This is a genomic window from Nocardiopsis sp. MT53 (assembly GCF_019598965.1).
Classification (GTDB): Bacteria; Actinomycetota; Actinomycetes; order Streptosporangiales; family Streptosporangiaceae; genus Nocardiopsis; species Nocardiopsis changdeensis.
In genome coordinates, this window is sequence record NZ_CP080599.1 from 3,207,197 (window position 1) to 3,222,873 (window position 15,677).

Consider the following 15,677-nt stretch of genomic DNA (forward strand, 5'->3'; position numbering starts at 1 on the left):
ACTTCCGCGCAACGCCGTCCACAGGCCGCGGACACCGCCTTTCTGGGCGGTACCGGCCTGTGCCATGATCCAGGCATGGCTATCGCGGACCGTCACCTCTCCGACGACGAGGAGCTCGTCCACGTCGTCCGTCAGCACTGGACCGTGCTCGTCGAGGAGTTCACGGCCCTGGCGGCCATCGTCGCCGCCACCGCCGCTGCGCTGTGGTTCCTGCCCTGGCAGGAGGAGTGGGCGCCCGCCGCCGCCGGGGTGGTCGGGGTCCTCGCCCTGGTCGCCGCGCTGGTCTTCTGGCTCGTCCCCCTGCTGCGCTGGTCCTCGACCGTCTACATCCTCACCGACCGCCGCCTGATGACGCGTCAGGGCCTCATCTCCCGGAAGGGGCGGGACATGCCGCTCACCCGGGTCAACGACGTCGCCTTCAGCATGTCGGTGTGGGAACGCGTCATGAGGTACGGGACGTTGACGGTGCAGTCGGCCTCCGAGCAGGAGGCCATCACCCTCAGAAAGGTCCCGCGCCCGGAGTGGTTCCAGTCGGAGATCTACAGACGGGTCGACGGCGCCCACCGTCCGGAGTCCCCCGCCGCCCCCCGGTGACGGCCGCCCGGAGCGGCGGCGGTCTCCGGCGTAAGCTGGAGGTGGACCCCGCGGCGCCGACGCGGTGGCCCCCAGTACTCGCTCCCCGCACGGGCGGGGACGGTTCCGTGAAAGAGAACGTATGTCGTCGCGTCCTGACCCGAAAGTGATCGAGACCGCTCTCCTGGGCGGTGAGGCGGTCTACACCAGGGAGCAGGCGATCGAGCTGGCCGCGGCCGACCCCGAGCTCGCCGGCCGGGTCTGGCGTGCCCTGGGCTTCCCCACGCAGAGCGACGACACCGTCATCTTCACCGAGAGCGACGTCGAGGCCCTGCGGCTGGCCACCGGGCTGCTCGACGAGGGCGTCCTCGACGAGGAGGCGGTGGTCCGCTTCGCCCGCGCCATGGGGCAGACCATGGCCCGGCTGGCCGACTGGCAGACCAGCATCCTCAGCACCCTGCTGTTCCGCGAGGGGGAGGGCGTCGGGGGCGCCGGGCCCCTGATGAACCAGGTCAAGGAGCTGCTGCCCGACGTGGAGCGGCTGCTGCTGCACATCTGGCGCCGCCAGCTCGCCGCCTCCACCGCCCGCACCCTGGCCGTGATGTCCAACGGCGTCGACGGCGTGCCCAACTACTACCCGCTCATCGTCGGGTTCGCCGACCTGGTCTCCTTCACCACCCTCAGCCGCGAGCTCGACGAGGTGGAGCTGGCCCAGGTGGTGGAGGGCTTCGAGGCCACCGCCGCCGACATCGTCGCCTCCGGCGGCGGCCGGGTGGTCAAGACCCTCGGCGACGAGGTGCTCTACGTGGCCGACGACCCCGTCAAGGCCGCCGACATCGCCCTGCGCCTCGCCTCGGGGGTGAAGACCCACGTCGAGGTCCCCGACGTGCGGGTGGGCCTGTCCTCGGGCCCGGTGCTCACCCTGCACGGCGACGTGTTCGGCACCACCGTCAACCGGTCCAGCCGCCTCACCTCCTTCGCCCGGCCCGGCACCGTCCTCATCGACGAGGAGCTGGCCCGCAGCCTGGACGGGGCCGAGGGCCTCCAGGTGGTCAAGGTGCGGGCGCGGCACGCCCACGGGCTGGGCCTCATCCAGCCCTACGCCCTGCGCCGCAACTTCGAGCCCGGCGTCACCGCCTGAGCCCCGGCCCGGCGGCGGACCCGGTCCCCGGAGGCGTGTGGGCGGGGGCCGCTCGGGATAGGCTCATAGGCGCCGGAACCCAGCAGCGGACAAGGTGGTGGAGGCTTCGATGACCGACCCGTACCCGGTCGTTCGGCTGCGCACCTCAGGGGTGCTCAGCCTTGAGGGCGCCGAGTCCGCGATCGAGAACAACGTGTGGATCGTGGGCGACGAGGAGAGCGCGATCGTCATCGACGCCGCCCACGACCACCGGGCCATCGCCCGCGGCCTGGGCGACCGGGAGCTCATGGCGATCGTGTGCACCCACGGCCACGCCGACCACATCAACGCGGCGGCGGCGCTGGCCGAGCTCACCGACACCCCGGTCCTGCTGCACCCCGACGACGCCGACCTGTGGCACCTGGTGCACCCCGACCAGGAGCCGGACGCCCCGCTGCTGCACGGCGAGGCCCTCCAGGTCGGCGGGATCGAGCTGCGGATCCTGCACACCCCCGGGCACACGCCCGGCGGGGTGAGCCTGTACGCGCCCGCCATCGGCGCGGTCTTCACCGGGGACACGCTCTTCCCGGACGGGCCGGGGGCCACCGGGCAGCCGCTGTCGGACTTCCCGACCATCATCGCGTCCATCCGCGACCACCTGGCGGTGCTGCCGGGGGAGACGGTCGTCCACCCCGGGCACGGGGAGTCGACCACCGTCGCCGAGGCGGCCGCGCACCTGGACGACTGGGCGGCCCGCGGCTTCTGAGCCCGGGCCGGGGCGGAAAACCCGTGGCGCCGCGGGGCCCGCGGTCCCTACGGTGGTGCCCGTCACCGCCCCCTACCGAACGAGGCCACCGATGACCATGCCCAGGAAGGGCACCCGCAGGATCACCGTCGACGGCGTCGCCTACCGCTGGCGCCACCGCTCCCGCCGCAGCGTCACCGAGGCCCGGGCCCGCTCCCGCCCGCTGACCTTCGCCGTGGAGCGCGAGGACGCGCCCGGCCGCCTGCTCTCGGTGACCCTGGGCGAGTGGCTTCCGTTGTCCCACTACTGCTGCCCGGACTGCTCGCCCGACGAGTTCATGCCCGAGCCCATCACCCCGGCCCGGGTGGCCGAGGCGGTCCGCGCCGCGCTCGCCGACGGCTGGGACCCGCAGGGGCCCGCCGGGGTGCACCGGCTGGACATGCGCCCGCTCATCGCCGCCGGGGCCTGACCGGCCGGGCGGCTCAGACCCGCAGCCCGAACGGGGCGGCCGCCTTGATCGCCCCGTTGACCTGCACCTCCACCAGGTGTTCGCCCGGGTGGTGGGTGCGGGTGCTGACCGGCTTCACCCGGTGCCGCTTGACCAGCGCGCGCCGCTCGCCCGCGCACAGCTCCACGGTGGTCCACTTGAACACCTTGGGGCGGCGGGTGCCGTCGGCCTTCACGTAGTGGACCCGGTAGTCCACGATGACCGTGTGCGGGCGGTCGTCGGTGTTGGCCAGCTCCACCCGCACCTCCAGGGTGTCCCCCAGGTCCAGGACGGTGGGGGAGAGGGCCAGCCCCTCGGCGAGCACGTGGTCGCCCCCGGTCGCTCCCAGCAGCGCCAGCGCCCGCGGGTCGCCCCGCTTGACCAGGGTGCGCAGCGCGTGCCGGACGGTCCAGGCGGTCTCGGGGGTCGGGCTCTCCCGGGTCCACCGCTCGGCCAGGTCCAGGATCCGTCCGGGGTGGTCGCGCGAGATGTCGTTGAGGTTGTTGGCGACCGAGGTGCGAACGTACGCCGACGGGTCGTTGCGCAGCGCCTCCAGGACCTCCAGCACCGGCCCGGGGTCGGCGACGAACTCCGGCAGCCGCCGCGCCCACGGCAGCCGGGGCCGCAGCCCCTCGCTGGCGAACCGCCGCACGTTGGGGTCGGGGTCGGCGGCGCAGGCGCGCATCAGCTCCATGGCCGCCTCCCGGTGGTGGACCAGGAAGGGGCGCACCGCGAACTCGGAGGTGTGCCGCCGGGTGATCTCCACCAGAGCAGGCAGCGACACCTCGGGGTGGGCCACCCCGTACTCCTCCACGAACCGGGCCACCGCCATCAGGTGGAAGCCCTGCGCGTACATCCCCGCCCCGTCCACCAGGTCCTCGCCCAGGGAGTCCACGAGCACCCCGACGGCCTCGGGGTAGGCGGCGGGCAGCCGGGCGCGCAGGCCCTCGGCCATCACCATGACCCGGTCCTTGAGCTCCAGCGGGCCGACCCGGGCCGCCACCTCGGCGGCGTAGCCCTCCACGTCGAACCCGGGGAGCCGCTCCCGGATCGCCGTGCCCAGCACCCGCGCGGCCCCGCCGCCGACGTGCCGTTTGAGACCGCTCTCGTCCGCCATCCGCCCCCGCCCTGTCCGAGGGGCACAGTGTGCCGCCCGGCACGGGAAAAGTCGAGATTCGCCATCAAGCGGATGATCGGTCGTTCTCCTCGCGCTCGGCTCATAGGCGCCCATTTCCGGCAGCGGACGTCCCCGACGGGGAACGCGGCCCCGGGCATCCGCCGGGAGGCCACCGCGACCGGGGTGCGGGGCCGGCGGCCCCGCACCCCGGGCCGGGTCAGTCGCCCGCCGGGCGGCGGATGTTGGGCACGATCGGGGTGTCCTTGGGGCGGACCCCGATCTTGGACCCCAGCCACACCAGCGGGTCGTACCTGCGGTCGGCGACGCGCTCCTTCATGGGGATGAGCGCGTTGTCGGTGATGTGGATGCCCTCCGGGCACACCTCCGTACAGCACTTGGTGATGTTGCAGTAGCCGAGCCCGAACTCGTCCTGGGCGATCGCCCGCCGGTCGGCGGTGTCCTCCGGGTGCATCTCCAGTTCGGCCACCCGCATGAGGTACCGCGGGCCGGAGAAGTGCGGCTGGTTCTCCTCGTGGTCGCGGATCACGTGGCACACGCTGTTGCACAGGAAGCACTCGATGCACTTGCGGAACTCCTGCGAGCGCTCCACATCGACCTGCGCCATCCGGAAGTCCCCGGGCTCCGTCGCCGGGTCCGGGGTGAAGGACGGGATCTCCCGCGCCTTGTCGTAGTTGAACGACACGTCGCACACCAGGTCCCGGATCACCGGGAACGTGCGCAGGGGCGTCACCGTGACCGTCTCGTCCTCGGCGAACACGCTCATCCGCGTCATGCACGACAGCCGCGGCATCCCGTTGATCTCCATCGAGCACGAGCCGCACTTGCCCGCCTTGCAGTTCCAGCGCACCGCCAGGTCGGGGGCCTGGGTGGCCTGGAGGCGGTGCAGCGCGTCCAGCACCACCTCTCCCTCGTTCACCTCCACCCGGTACTCCGACAGCCCCCCGTCGGCCCCGCCGCGCCAGACCCGGAACAACCTCTCGCTCATGCCCGCTCCTCTCCGTCCACGCCGCCGGCCGCCTCGGGCAGCTCCTCCTTGGTCAGGTACTTGGCCAGCTCGTCGGGGTCGAACACCGACAGCAGCTCCCCGGGGATGTCGGGCACCGGGCGGCGCCCGACCGCCACCGCGCCGTCCCCGCCGACGCGGACCTCCAGGTTGATCCGCCGCCACTGGGACGACATCTCCGGGAAGTCGTCGCGGGTGTGGCCGCCGCGCGACTCCTCCCGCTCCAGCGCCGACGCCGCGATCGCCCGCGACACCACGAGCATGTTGGGCAGCGACATCGCCAGGTGCCAGCCCGGGTTGTACACCCGGTCGCCGGGGGCGCTCAGCGCCGCGGAGCGTTCCAGCAGGACGTCCAGCCGGTCCAGGGCCTCCGCCAGCTCCGGACCGCGCCGGATGATCCCGACCAGGTCGTTCATGGTGTCCTGGAGGTCGGAGTGGAGCGTGTACGGATTCTCCCCGGTGCCCTGCTTGAGGAACGCCAGCGCGTGCTCGGCGGCCTCGGCCACCCGGCCCGCCACGCTCCCGTAGGGCGCGCGCCCGGAGAGCCCGGCGACGTACCCGGCCGCGCCCTGCCCGGCCCGGCGGCCGAACACCAGCAGGTCCGACAGCGAGTTGCCGCCCAGCCGGTTGGAGCCGTGCATGCCGCCCGCCACCTCGCCGGCCGCGAACAGCCCGGGCACGTCGGAGGCGGCGGTCTCCGCGTCCACCCGCACCCCGCCCATCACGTAGTGGCAGGTGGGGCCCACCTCCATCGGCTCGGTGGTGATGTCCACGTCCGCCAGCTCCTTGAACTGGTGGTGCATGGACGGCAGCCGGCGGCGGATCTCCTCGGCGGGCAGCCGGGTGGACACGTCCAGGAACACCCCGCCGTGCGGGGACCCCCGGCCGGCCTTGACCTCGCTGTTGATCGCCCGCGCAACCTCGTCGCGCGGCAGCAGCTCCGGGGGCCTGCGGTGGTTCGCCGGGTCGTCGTACCAGCCGTCGGCCTCCGCCTCGGTCTCCGCGTACTGGGCGCGGAACACGTCGGGGACGTAGTCGAACATGAAGCGGCGGCCCTCGGAGTTGCGCAGGACCCCGCCGTCGCCGCGCACGGACTCGGTGACGAGGATGCCCCGCACCGACGGCGGCCAGACCATGCCGGTGGGGTGGAACTGGACGAACTCCATGTTGATGAGCGAGGCCCCGGCCCGCAGCGCCAGCGCGTGGCCGTCGCCGGTGTACTCCCAGGAGTTGGAGGTGGTCCGGAACATCTTGCCGATGCCGCCGGTGGCCAGGACCACCGCCGGCGCCTCGAACACGACGAACCCGCCGTCCTCGCGGCGGTAGCCGAACGCCCCGGCGATCGCCCCGTCGTGCAGCAGCAGCTCGGTGACCGCAGTCTCGGGGAAGACCCGCAGCATGGCGTCGGGGTCGCCCAGCTCGGCGGCGTCGGCCTGCTGGAGCGCCACGACGCGCTGCTGGAGGGTCCGGATCATCTCCAGGCCGGTCCGGTCGCCCACGTGCGCCAGGCGGGGGTACTCGTGCCCGCCGAAGTTGCGCTGGCTGATCCGGCCGTCGGGGGTCCGGTCGAACAGCGCGCCCCAGTACTCCAGCTCCAGGATGCGGTCGGGGGCCTCGCGCGCGTGCAGCTCGGCCATGCGGGGGTCGTTGAGGAACTTGCCGCCGCGGATGGTGTCGCGGAAGTGGATCCGCCACTCGTCGGCGGGGTTGGCGTTGCCCAGCGCGGCCGCGGCGCCGCCCTCGGCCATCACCGTGTGCGCCTTGCCGAACAGCGACTTGGAGATGACGGCGGTGCGCATGCCCTGTTCGCGGGCGGCGATGGCGGCGCGCAGTCCCGCGCCGCCCGCGCCGATCACGACCACGTCGTAGGTGTGGCGGGTCACGCCGGGTGCTCTCGGAGGAGCCATCGTGTGCCTTTCCGGGTCGGCCTCGTGCCCAGAGGGTTCAGTTGAAGAAGCGCAGGTCGGAGATGACGCCGCTCGCCATGAGCGCGACGTAGGCGTCGGTGGCGATGAGGGTGGCGATGCTCGCCCAGCCGAAGTACATGTGCCGGTCGTTGAGCCGGGAGACGCCCGTCCACAGCCGGTAGCGGACCGGGTGGCGGCCGAAGCTGCGCAGGCGGCCGCCCATGATGTGGCGGCAGGAGTGGCAGCTGAGCGTGTAGCCCCACAGCATCAGCACGTTGACGACCATGATCACGTTGCCCAGGCCGATGCCGAAGCCGCCGTCCGTGCCGTGGAAGAAGGGGACGAGCATGTCCCAGGTGTTGATCACGGTGATGGCGAGGGCGACGTAGAAGAAGTACCGGTGCGCGTTCTGCGGGAGCATCAGCGGCCGGGTCTCGCCGGTGTAGGACCGGTGCGGCTCCCGGACGGCGCAGGCCGTGGGCGCCTGCCAGATCGAGCGGTAGTAGGCCTTGCGGTAGTAGTAGCAGGTCAGCCGGAACAGCAGCAGGAACGGCAGGCTGACCAGCGCGTAGGGGATCAGCGGCGGGAACTCCACCGGCAGGCGCCCGAACAGCGCGGCGTCGGGCGCGCACTGGGCGGCCAGGCAGGGCGAGTAGAACGGGGTCAGGTAGTGGTGCTCCTGGACCCAGTAGTGGTCCTGTTGGAGGACGCGCAGGGTCGCGTAGACGACGAAGGTGGCCAGGCCCAGTGTGGTGAGCAGGGGGCCGAGCCACCATCGGTCGGTGCGCAGGGTGCGCTGCGGGATCTGTATCCGGGCGCGTGCGGGGGTCGCGCCGTCGGGCGGGGTCACCGTCGTCTCCACCTCCAGTGGGAGGGCCCGGTCGGGGAGGGCCGCGGGTGGCCGCGTCCCCGCCGTCGCGCCTCCGTCGAGTGCCGGCCGGCCCGGGATGGCCGGAAGGGAACCGCTCTGTCACGCCACGTTAGGCGGCTGTGATGACGGTCACATATCAGGTTCCACGAAACCCCGGAGAAAAGGATGTGAAACGCGTCACTCTTTTTCTGTTTTTTGTGTGCTTATGTCACAAAAACGGAATGGGAAGGCGCTTTTGGGATGTTCGGTTCTTTTGATAATTAAGTGGCGGAAGTGATAGGGGTCAACCCCCGCTCCTTTCCCGGCCGCCCGCCTCCGGGTCCGTGATGAGCACTTCCAGGTCCGGGCCCAGCTCCTGCGCCGACATCCCCAGCAGGTACTCGTTGAGGTGGCGGCGGAACGCGTCCGCCGAGTGCGAGGGGTCCACGTCCTTGCGCCGCGCCAGCGCCACCGTGCGCAGCAGCCGGGGCCGGGCCAGCGGCGTCCCCCGCAGGCCCGGGCGGTTCTTGAGCACCATGCTCGGCACCACCGCCAGGCCCAGGCCCGCCTCCACGAAGCGCAGCACGGCGTCCATCTCGCCGCCCTCCACCGCCAGCTCCGGCTCGAACCCCGCTGCCCGGCACGCCCGCAGCGTCGCCTCGCGCACGTCGTACCCCCGCCGGAACATCACCAGGGGCCGGTCCCGCAGCTCCGTGATCCGGACCGACGCCCGGCCGGTGGGGGAGGGGCGCGTCATCGGGCTGGCCACCACCAGGTTCTCCCGCAGGATCGGGACGGTGGACAGGTCCGGGTCGCTGCTCTGGAGGGGCAGGATGATCAGCGCCAGGTCCAGCTCGCCCCGGCCCAGGTCGCGGATGAGGTCGCGGGACCCGCTCTCCTCCACGTTCAGCTCGATCCCCGGATAGCGTGTGTGGAAGTCGGCGAGCACGTCCGCGAGCAGCCCCGCGCACAGCGAGGGGGTGGCCCCGAGGCGGACCCGGCCCCTGCGCACCCCGGCCAGCTCGGCCACCTCGCGCCGGGCCGTCTCCAGGTCCGTCAGGATGCGCTGGGCCAGCGGGAGCAGCGCCTCGCCCGCCGGAGTGAGTGTGATATTCCCCCGGGCACGACTGAATAACGGCGCGCCCAACTCCCGCTCAAGGCTGCGGATCTGTTTGCTCAAGCTCGGCTGGGCGACGCGGGAAAGCTCTGCTGCGCGGGTGAAATGGCGTGTACGGGCGACGGCGACGAAGTAGGCGAGCTGTTGGAACTGCATGATCCATAGCCTACGGCTATGGAGACCAGAGTCCTGATGCCTTAGACGTCGGGCTTAACTCGAATTTAAAGTGGCAGGCTGTGGCGAACAGTACCTTGACCAAGAAGCGGTCTACGGCCTACGGGTCCACGGTGGCACTCAAGTCAGCGATGGCTGTCACCGGGACGATCCTCGTGCTGTATTTGATCGCGCACATGTACGGCAACCTGAAGGTCTTCTCGGGCCAGGAGGCGTTCGACGGCTACGCGCACGGCCTGCGCGAGCTGGGCTACCCGCTCCTGCCCGAGTCCGGCTTCCTGTGGATCGCGCGCGTCGTCCTGCTGGCGAGCGTCCTCATCCACATCTACGCGGTGGTCATCCTGTGGCGCCGTGCCGGCCGCGCCCGGCAGAACCGCTACCAGGTGAAGAAGCGCGTCCAGCGCACCTACGCCTCCTACACCATGCGGTACGGCGGCGTCCTCATCGCGCTCTTCGTGGTCTTCCACATCCTGCACCTGACCGTCAACGCCATCGCGCCCGGCGGCAAGTCCGACAGCCCCTACGAGCGGCTCGTGAACGGGTTCCAGCCCGAGTTCTGGTACGTGACCCTGTTCTACGTCGCCGCCGTCATCGCGGTCGGCTTCCACCTCCGGCACGGCATCTGGAGTGCCATGGCCACGCTCGGCGCGAACAAGGCGTCCCGCCAGGGCAAGATCAACGCGGTGGCCGTGGCCGTCTCGCTGATCGTGACCATCGGCTTCCTGCTCCCGCCTCTGGCGGTCACCTTTGGACTGGTGAGTAAGTAATGTCTGACACCGACTACTTCGTCGTCGGCGACCCGATCCGGGACGAGAAGGCCCCCGAGGGGCCGATCAACGAGCGCTGGGACAAGCGCCGTTTCTCCGCCAAGCTGGTCAACCCCGCGAACCGGCGCAAGCTCTCCGTGATCATCGTCGGCACCGGCCTGGCCGGCGCCTCGGCGGCCGCGACCCTGGGCGAGGCGGGCTACAACGTTACCTCGTTCTGCTACCAGGACAGCCCGCGCCGCGCCCACTCCATCGCGGCGCAGGGCGGCATCAACGCGGCCAAGAACTACCGCAACGACGGCGACAGCATCTACCGGCTGTTCTACGACACCGTCAAGGGCGGCGACTTCCGCTCCCGCGAGTCGAACGTGTACCGCCTGGCCCAGACCAGCGTCGAGATCATCGACCAGTGCGTGGCCCAGGGCGTCCCCTTCGCGCGCGAGTACGGCGGCCTGCTCGACAACCGCTCCTTCGGCGGCGTGCAGGTCTCCCGCACCTTCTACGCCCGCGGCCAGACGGGGCAGCAGCTGCTGATCGGCGCCTACCAGGCGCTGGAGCGGCAGATCGCGGCCGGCACCGTCCAGATGAACACCCGCCACGAGATGCTCGAGCTGATCGTGGTGGACGGCAAGGCCCGCGGCATCATCGCCCGCGACATGGTCACCGGCGAGATCGAGACCCACTTCGCGGACGCGGTCGTGCTGGCCACCGGCGGCTACGGCAACGTGTTCTTCCTGTCGACGAACGCGATGGGCTGCAACGTCACCGCGAGCTGGCGCGCGCACCGCAAGGGCGCGCTCTTCGCCAACCCCTGCTACACGCAGATCCACCCCACCTGCATCCCGGTCAGCGGCGACTACCAGTCCAAGCTGACCCTGATGAGCGAGTCGCTGCGCAACGACGGCCGCATCTGGGTGCCCAAGCAGCACGGCGACGACCGCGACCCGCGGCAGATCCCCGAGGACGAGCGCGACTACTACCTGGAGCGCATCTACCCGTCCTTCGGCAACCTGGTGCCGCGTGACATCGCCTCCCGCGCCGCCAAGAACGTCTGCGACGAGGGCCGCGGCGTCGGCCCCGGCGGCCTGGGCGTCTACCTGGACTTCGCCGACGCGATCCAGCGCATGGGACGGGCGGCCGTCGAGGCCAAGTACGGCAACCTGTTCGACATGTACCAGCGCATCACCGGCGAGAACCCGTACGAGGTTCCGATGCGCATCTACCCGGCCGTCCACTACACCATGGGCGGGCTGTGGGTCGACTACGACCTGCAGAGCACCATCCCGGGCCTGTTCGTGACCGGTGAGGCCAACTTCTCCGACCACGGCGCCAACCGCCTGGGCGCGAGCGCGCTGATGCAGGGCCTGGCCGACGGCTACTTCGTCCTGCCCAACACCATCAACGACTACCTCGCGAGCGGGCCGTTCGAGAAGATCGACGAGTCGCACCCCGAGGCCGCCGCCGCCAAGGAGCAGGTCACCTCCCGGATCGAGAAGCTCCTGTCCCTCCAGGGCTCCCGCACGGTCGACTCCTTCCACAAGGAGCTCGGCCACATCATGTGGGAGTACTGCGGCATGGAGCGCAACGAGGAGGGCCTCACCAAGGCCATCGAGCTCATCCGCAACCTGCGCGAGGAGTTCTGGCGCGACGTCAAGGTGCTCGGCACCAACGACGAGCTCAACCAGGCCCTGGAGAAGGCCGGCCGCGTCGCCGACTTCCTGGAGCTGGGCGAGCTCATGTGCATCGACGCCCTGCACCGCCGCGAGTCCTGCGGCGGCCACTTCCGCGCCGAGAGCCAGACCGAGGACGGCGAGGCCCTGCGCCACGACGACCAGTTCGCCTACGTCGCGGCCTGGGAGTTCGGTGGCGATGGCAGCAAGCCCGTACTCCACAAGGAAGCCCTGGAGTACGAGTACGTCGAGATGAAGCAGCGGAGCTACAAGTGAACATCACCCTGCGCGTATGGCGCCAGAAGGGCCGTGACGACCAGGGCCGGTTGGTCACCTACAAGCTCACGGACGTCTCCCCGGACATGTCCTTCCTGGAGATGCTGGACGTCCTCAACGAGAAGCTCACCCTGGAGAACGAGGAGCCGGTCGCGTTCGACCACGACTGCCGGGAGGGCATCTGCGGTGCCTGTGGCGTCGTGATCGACGGCGAGGCCCACGGCCCCGAGGTCACCACCACCTGCCAGCTGCACATGCGCAGCTTCAAGGACGGCGACACCATCACCGTGGAGCCGTGGCGCGCCAAGGCGTTCCCGGTCGTGAAGGATCTGGTCGTGGACCGCGGCGCCTTCGACCGGATCATCCAGGCGGGCGGCTTCATCAGCGCCCCGACGGGTACCGCCCCGGACGCCCACGCCACCCCGGTGCCCAAGGCCGACGCGGACCGCGCGTTCGACGCCGCGACCTGCATCGGCTGCGGCGCGTGCGTGGCGGCCTGCCCGAACGCCTCCGGCATGCTGTTCACCGCCGCGAAGGTCACCCACCTCGGCATGCTCCCGCAGGGGCAGCCGGAGCGGGCCTCGCGCGTGGTCAAGATGATCAACCAGCACGACGAAGAGGACTTCGGCGGCTGCACGAACATCGGTGAGTGCGCGGCGGTCTGCCCCAAGGGCATCCCGCTGGACACCATCTCCCAGCTCAACCGCGACCTGCTGGGGTCCCTCGCCAAGGGCGTCGGCTAGCCGACACCCCCGCGAGGCCCGGGGCCGCACCCCTGCCGGGGTGCGGCCCCTCCCCGTGTCCGGGGTTCCGCGCCCGCCGGGCCGGTCCGGGGCGCCGGCGGACCGGCCCCGGTGACGCCCTTTCCCGGCCCCGGCCCCTCCAGGGCGACCCTTTGCCGTGTCCGGGCGGTCATGCCCGCGGGGGCAGGCCCCGCAGCCGCTCGGCGATCTCGGCGACCTCCACCAGCTCCCCGGTGGTGACCGCGATGACCAGGTCGTAGGCGGCGTCCTGGTCCACCGGACCCCAGGCGACCCCGTTGAGCCGCAGGAACGCCTTGGCCGAGGTCCAGGCCAGGCGCTTGTTGCCGTCCGACAGCGGGTGCCCGATCAGGACCGAGCGCAGCAGCGCCGCCGCCTTGAGCCACGGGTCCGGGTACGCCTCGGCACCGAAGGCCGTGTCCCCCGGGCGGGCCAGGGCGGCGTCCAGCAGGTCGGCGTCGCGCACGGACACGTTCGGCGGCAGGATCACGCCGGCGATCTCCAGCGCGTCGCCGCGCGTCAGGTGCCGGGTCATTCGCCGAGCCTCGCCAGCAGTTCGGCGTCCTCGGACGCGATCTCCTCGGCGCACCGGCGCACCTGGGCGCGGCGCAGGTCCAGGTGGTCGCGCAGGGCGGCGACGGCCGCCGTTCCGACGTCGGTGCCCTCGGAGCCGGCGATCTCGCGCAGGTGCTCCCACAGGTCCGGGGGAAGGTCCAGGGTGAGGTTCATGCCCGGAGGCTATCGCCGTCCCCGGCGTCCGCGTAATGCTCCGCGACGGCGTGGAAGGCCTGCTTGGGCTCCCAGGAGGAGAGGTCCGCGGAGGGGCGGACCACGCCGAAGCCCGCGGCGTCCAGGTCCAGTTCCGGGTCCGGGCTGTGGGGGAAGCCCGGCATCGAGAACGTGAACACGAACGCGCCCCGCACGCCGCTCTCCCGGTACAGCTCCAGCAGCTCCGCCAGGTACCGGGCCTGCACGGACTCGTCGCGCACGATCCCCCGGCGCAGCCGGGGCGGATCGGCGAACCAGTCCACCGCGAAGAACGACCCCGCCCCGCGCACCTCGGCGCCCCGGTAGGCGCCGCAGCCGAACTCGGTGACCACCAGCGGCCGGTCGAGGCGCGCCACCAGCTCCCGCAGGCGGCGGGCGTACCCCTCGGTGTCGGTGCCCTGGCGGTACAGGTTCACCCCCGCCACGTCGAACCCCGACCAGTCCACGTCCTCCCAGGGCCCCGCGCCGTAGGTGAGCGGCCCGGAGAAGTGCTCCCGGGCGACCTCGCGGGACGTCTCCAGCAGCGTGCGCAGCCGCCGGTTCATCCGCCGGGAGAACAGGCGCAGCAGCCGGGGCCGCCGGATGACCTGCACCCGGGTGAACTCGCCCGGCCCCGGCAGCAGGCCCGGGGCGGTCAGCGAGAACTCGGTCCCCACCAGCAGGGTGACACGCCCCGGGTGGGCGGCGCGCAGCTCCTCGGCCATGGCGGCGGCCGCCGCCAGGTGCTCCATGTGCTCGGCGGCCGGCCGGTTCGCGCAGCGCGGCCGCACCCAGACCTCCAGGCCCGCGGCCAGCGCCGCCTCCGAGGCGGCGCGCAGGCGCGCGAGGTCGGAGCCGATGGGCATCACCGCCGTGCAGTGCAGCTCCGCGCGGATGGCGCGCATGTCCGCGGCGGCGCGCTCCTCGGTCAGGTGGTCGACGTGGTGCGAGATCCCGCGGATGTCCATACGGGCCAGGATGGCACGGCCCTCAGGCGGGCGGGCGCAGCATCAGGTGGGTGAGCGGGGTGCCCGGCTCGGCCACGGTGTCGGTGACCGCGAACCCGAAGCGCGTGTAGTACGCGACGTTGGCCGGGTTCATCGTCTCCAGGTACACCGGGGCCCCGTCGGCGTCGGCCCGCTCCAGGCCCGCCCGGAGCAGCAGGGCCCCGATCCCAGAGCGCCCCGCCGCCGGATCGGCGCCCAGCACCTGGAGGTGCCAGTGCGGCTCCCGGGGGGCGTGCGCGGCCAGGGCGGAGAAGTAGCGGAGGATCCGGGGGAGGCGTGCCGGGCCCACCAGCTCCAGCCAGTGCGGCAGGGAGCGCAGGGCGGCGGCCGCGCCCCCGCCCTCCCCGGCCGGCGGCGACCAGAGCGCGGCGCCCCGGACCACCGGTCCGCGGTCGTCGTCCTCCCGGGCCTCGACGAGGGCGGAGTACCCCAGGGGGACGTACACGAAGCCCGCCATCAGGGCACTGGCCCGGGTGCCCTGGGCGACGCGGCGCTCGTCGTCGGGGAACAGCCACAGGAACAGCGGGTCGTCCTGGAAGGCGCGTCCCAGGACGCGCGCCACCCCCGGCAGGTCGTCCATGGTGGCGGTGCGCACGGTGCGCGTCGGCGCGCTGGTCATGGTGGTGTCCCCTCGTTCGGCGGCCCCACGGTGGTTCACGGCTGGGTCACGGGAGGGGCCGCGTGCCCGGTCCGGGCCGGTCTCAGGAGGGGTCGTGCCGCAGGAACCAGCTCGTCACCGCGTCCGGGGTGGACGCCTCGCCGACCACCCGGAAGCCGAAGCGCTCGTAGAAGCCCAGGCTCTTCTCGTTGAGAACCTGGGTGAAGACCGGCCGGCCCGCGGAGTCCGCCCGGTCCAGGCCCGCGGTGAGCAGCCCGCCGCCCAGGCCGGTCCCGGCCATCGCCGGGTCCACGCCCAGCGCCGCCAGGTACAGGTGCGGCTCCTGCGGGGCGGCGATCTTCCACTCCGCGAACACCCGCACGAACCCCGTCGCCCGGGCCCGCCCCAGCAGCTGGCCCCAGTGCGGCCACATGCGCAGCGACACCAGGCGGCCCTCGGGGTTGGTCGTGTAGGGGGCCCACAGCGCGGCGCCGCGGACCACGGGGTCCGAGCCCTCCTCGGCGACCTCCACGACCCGGGTGTCGCCGAAGGGCACGTAGCCGAACCCGGCGGTCAGCGCCAGCATGCGGCGGGTCCTGGCCATCCGCAGTTCGAGGTCGGGGAACAGCCACTCGAAGAGGGGGTCGTCGTACAGGGCCCGGCTCAGAACGCGCGCCACCCCGGGCACGTCCTCCGTCGTCGCGGCCCGGGAACCGGCGGTCACAGTCGCAGTCATG

At 72.1% G+C, this 15,677-nt stretch carries 17 protein-coding genes; 7 read left to right on the plus strand and 10 right to left on the minus strand.

Annotation, left to right across the window (positions count from 1 at the left end):
• Window positions 1-75 precede the first annotated feature (75 nt).
• From K1J57_RS14305 to K1J57_RS14320, 4 genes are all read left to right on the plus strand, one after another.
• Window positions 76-594 (plus strand): PH domain-containing protein, encoded by a 519-nt coding sequence (locus K1J57_RS14305; protein ID WP_220564903.1) that lies wholly within the window; start codon window positions 76-78, stop codon window positions 592-594.
• A 121-nt stretch (window positions 595-715) separates the two neighbouring features.
• Entirely contained in the window at window positions 716-1,714 is a 999-nt protein-coding gene (locus tag K1J57_RS14310) for an adenylate/guanylate cyclase domain-containing protein (protein WP_220564904.1), read from the plus strand.
• Window positions 1,715-1,823: 109 nt separating this feature from the next.
• The gene (locus K1J57_RS14315; RefSeq protein WP_220564905.1) at window positions 1,824-2,459 is read left to right on the plus strand and encodes an MBL fold metallo-hydrolase; all 636 of its coding nucleotides are present in this window, start codon (window positions 1,824-1,826) and stop codon (window positions 2,457-2,459) included.
• A 91-nt stretch (window positions 2,460-2,550) separates the two neighbouring features.
• Complete coding sequence (locus tag K1J57_RS14320) at window positions 2,551-2,907, plus strand: hypothetical protein (RefSeq protein ID WP_220564906.1); 357 nt, start codon at window positions 2,551-2,553, stop codon at window positions 2,905-2,907.
• Window positions 2,908-2,920: 13 nt separating this feature from the next.
• Here the strand turns inward: K1J57_RS14320 and K1J57_RS14325 are convergent, their stop codons facing one another.
• The 5 genes from K1J57_RS14325 to K1J57_RS14345 form a co-directional block, all read right to left on the minus strand.
• Window positions 2,921-4,042: a DNA alkylation repair protein gene (locus tag K1J57_RS14325; RefSeq protein WP_220564907.1), complete on the minus strand. Its 1,122-nt coding sequence runs from the start codon at window positions 4,040-4,042 to the stop codon at window positions 2,921-2,923.
• Between the two features lie 217 nt (window positions 4,043-4,259).
• Window positions 4,260-5,048, minus strand: coding sequence for a succinate dehydrogenase/fumarate reductase iron-sulfur subunit (locus K1J57_RS14330; protein WP_220564908.1), 789 nt, complete (start codon window positions 5,046-5,048; stop codon window positions 4,260-4,262).
• On the minus strand, window positions 5,045-6,973 hold the full coding sequence (locus tag K1J57_RS14335) for a fumarate reductase/succinate dehydrogenase flavoprotein subunit (protein ID WP_220564909.1): 1,929 nt from the start codon (window positions 6,971-6,973) through the stop codon (window positions 5,045-5,047). The genes K1J57_RS14330 and K1J57_RS14335 overlap by 4 nt, the downstream gene beginning before the upstream one ends.
• Before the next feature lie 37 nt (window positions 6,974-7,010).
• On the minus strand, window positions 7,011-7,835 hold the full coding sequence (locus tag K1J57_RS14340; RefSeq protein WP_220564910.1) for a hypothetical protein: 825 nt from the start codon (window positions 7,833-7,835) through the stop codon (window positions 7,011-7,013).
• Window positions 7,836-8,127: 292 nt separating this feature from the next.
• Window positions 8,128-9,096 carry a LysR family transcriptional regulator gene (locus K1J57_RS14345; protein WP_220564911.1) on the minus strand — a complete coding sequence of 323 codons (969 nt, stop codon included), beginning with the start codon at window positions 9,094-9,096 and terminating at the stop codon, window positions 8,128-8,130.
• Window positions 9,097-9,245: 149 nt separating this feature from the next.
• Between K1J57_RS14345 and K1J57_RS14350 the strand changes: the two genes are divergently transcribed.
• The 3 genes from K1J57_RS14350 to K1J57_RS14360 are packed head-to-tail and all read left to right on the plus strand — an operon-like array spanning window position 9,246 to window position 12,570.
• Complete coding sequence (locus tag K1J57_RS14350) at window positions 9,246-9,881, plus strand: succinate dehydrogenase cytochrome b subunit (protein WP_255647052.1); 636 nt, start codon at window positions 9,246-9,248, stop codon at window positions 9,879-9,881.
• The gene (locus tag K1J57_RS14355) at window positions 9,881-11,827 is read left to right on the plus strand and encodes a fumarate reductase/succinate dehydrogenase flavoprotein subunit (RefSeq protein WP_220564913.1); all 1,947 of its coding nucleotides are present in this window, start codon (window positions 9,881-9,883) and stop codon (window positions 11,825-11,827) included. The genes K1J57_RS14350 and K1J57_RS14355 overlap by 1 nt, the downstream gene beginning before the upstream one ends.
• Entirely contained in the window at window positions 11,824-12,570 is a 747-nt protein-coding gene (locus tag K1J57_RS14360; protein WP_220564914.1) for a succinate dehydrogenase/fumarate reductase iron-sulfur subunit, read from the plus strand. Before K1J57_RS14355 ends, K1J57_RS14360 begins: the two co-directional genes overlap by 4 nt.
• Window positions 12,571-12,739: 169 nt before the next feature.
• On the opposite strand, the gene K1J57_RS14365 is transcribed toward K1J57_RS14360, so the two are convergent.
• The 5 genes from K1J57_RS14365 to K1J57_RS14385 all read right to left on the minus strand — a co-directional run bounded on the left by K1J57_RS14365 (window position 12,740) and on the right by K1J57_RS14385 (window position 15,676).
• Window positions 12,740-13,123 (minus strand): type II toxin-antitoxin system death-on-curing family toxin, encoded by a 384-nt coding sequence (locus tag K1J57_RS14365; RefSeq protein WP_220564915.1) that lies wholly within the window; start codon window positions 13,121-13,123, stop codon window positions 12,740-12,742.
• Window positions 13,120-13,317, minus strand: coding sequence for a CopG family transcriptional regulator (locus tag K1J57_RS14370; RefSeq protein WP_220564916.1), 198 nt, complete (start codon window positions 13,315-13,317; stop codon window positions 13,120-13,122). Before K1J57_RS14370 ends, K1J57_RS14365 begins: the two co-directional genes overlap by 4 nt.
• The gene (locus K1J57_RS14375; RefSeq protein ID WP_220564917.1) at window positions 13,314-14,303 is read right to left on the minus strand and encodes a hypothetical protein; all 990 of its coding nucleotides are present in this window, start codon (window positions 14,301-14,303) and stop codon (window positions 13,314-13,316) included. The genes K1J57_RS14370 and K1J57_RS14375 overlap by 4 nt, the downstream gene beginning before the upstream one ends.
• Before the next feature lie 22 nt (window positions 14,304-14,325).
• Window positions 14,326-14,961, minus strand: a complete 636-nt coding sequence (locus tag K1J57_RS14380; protein ID WP_220564918.1) for an N-acetyltransferase — start codon at window positions 14,959-14,961, stop codon at window positions 14,326-14,328.
• A gap of 82 nt (window positions 14,962-15,043) precedes the next feature.
• A complete protein-coding gene (locus tag K1J57_RS14385; RefSeq protein WP_220564919.1) occupies window positions 15,044-15,676 on the minus strand; it encodes a GNAT family N-acetyltransferase in 633 nt (210 codons plus the stop codon).
• Window position 15,677: the final 1 nt, after the last annotated feature.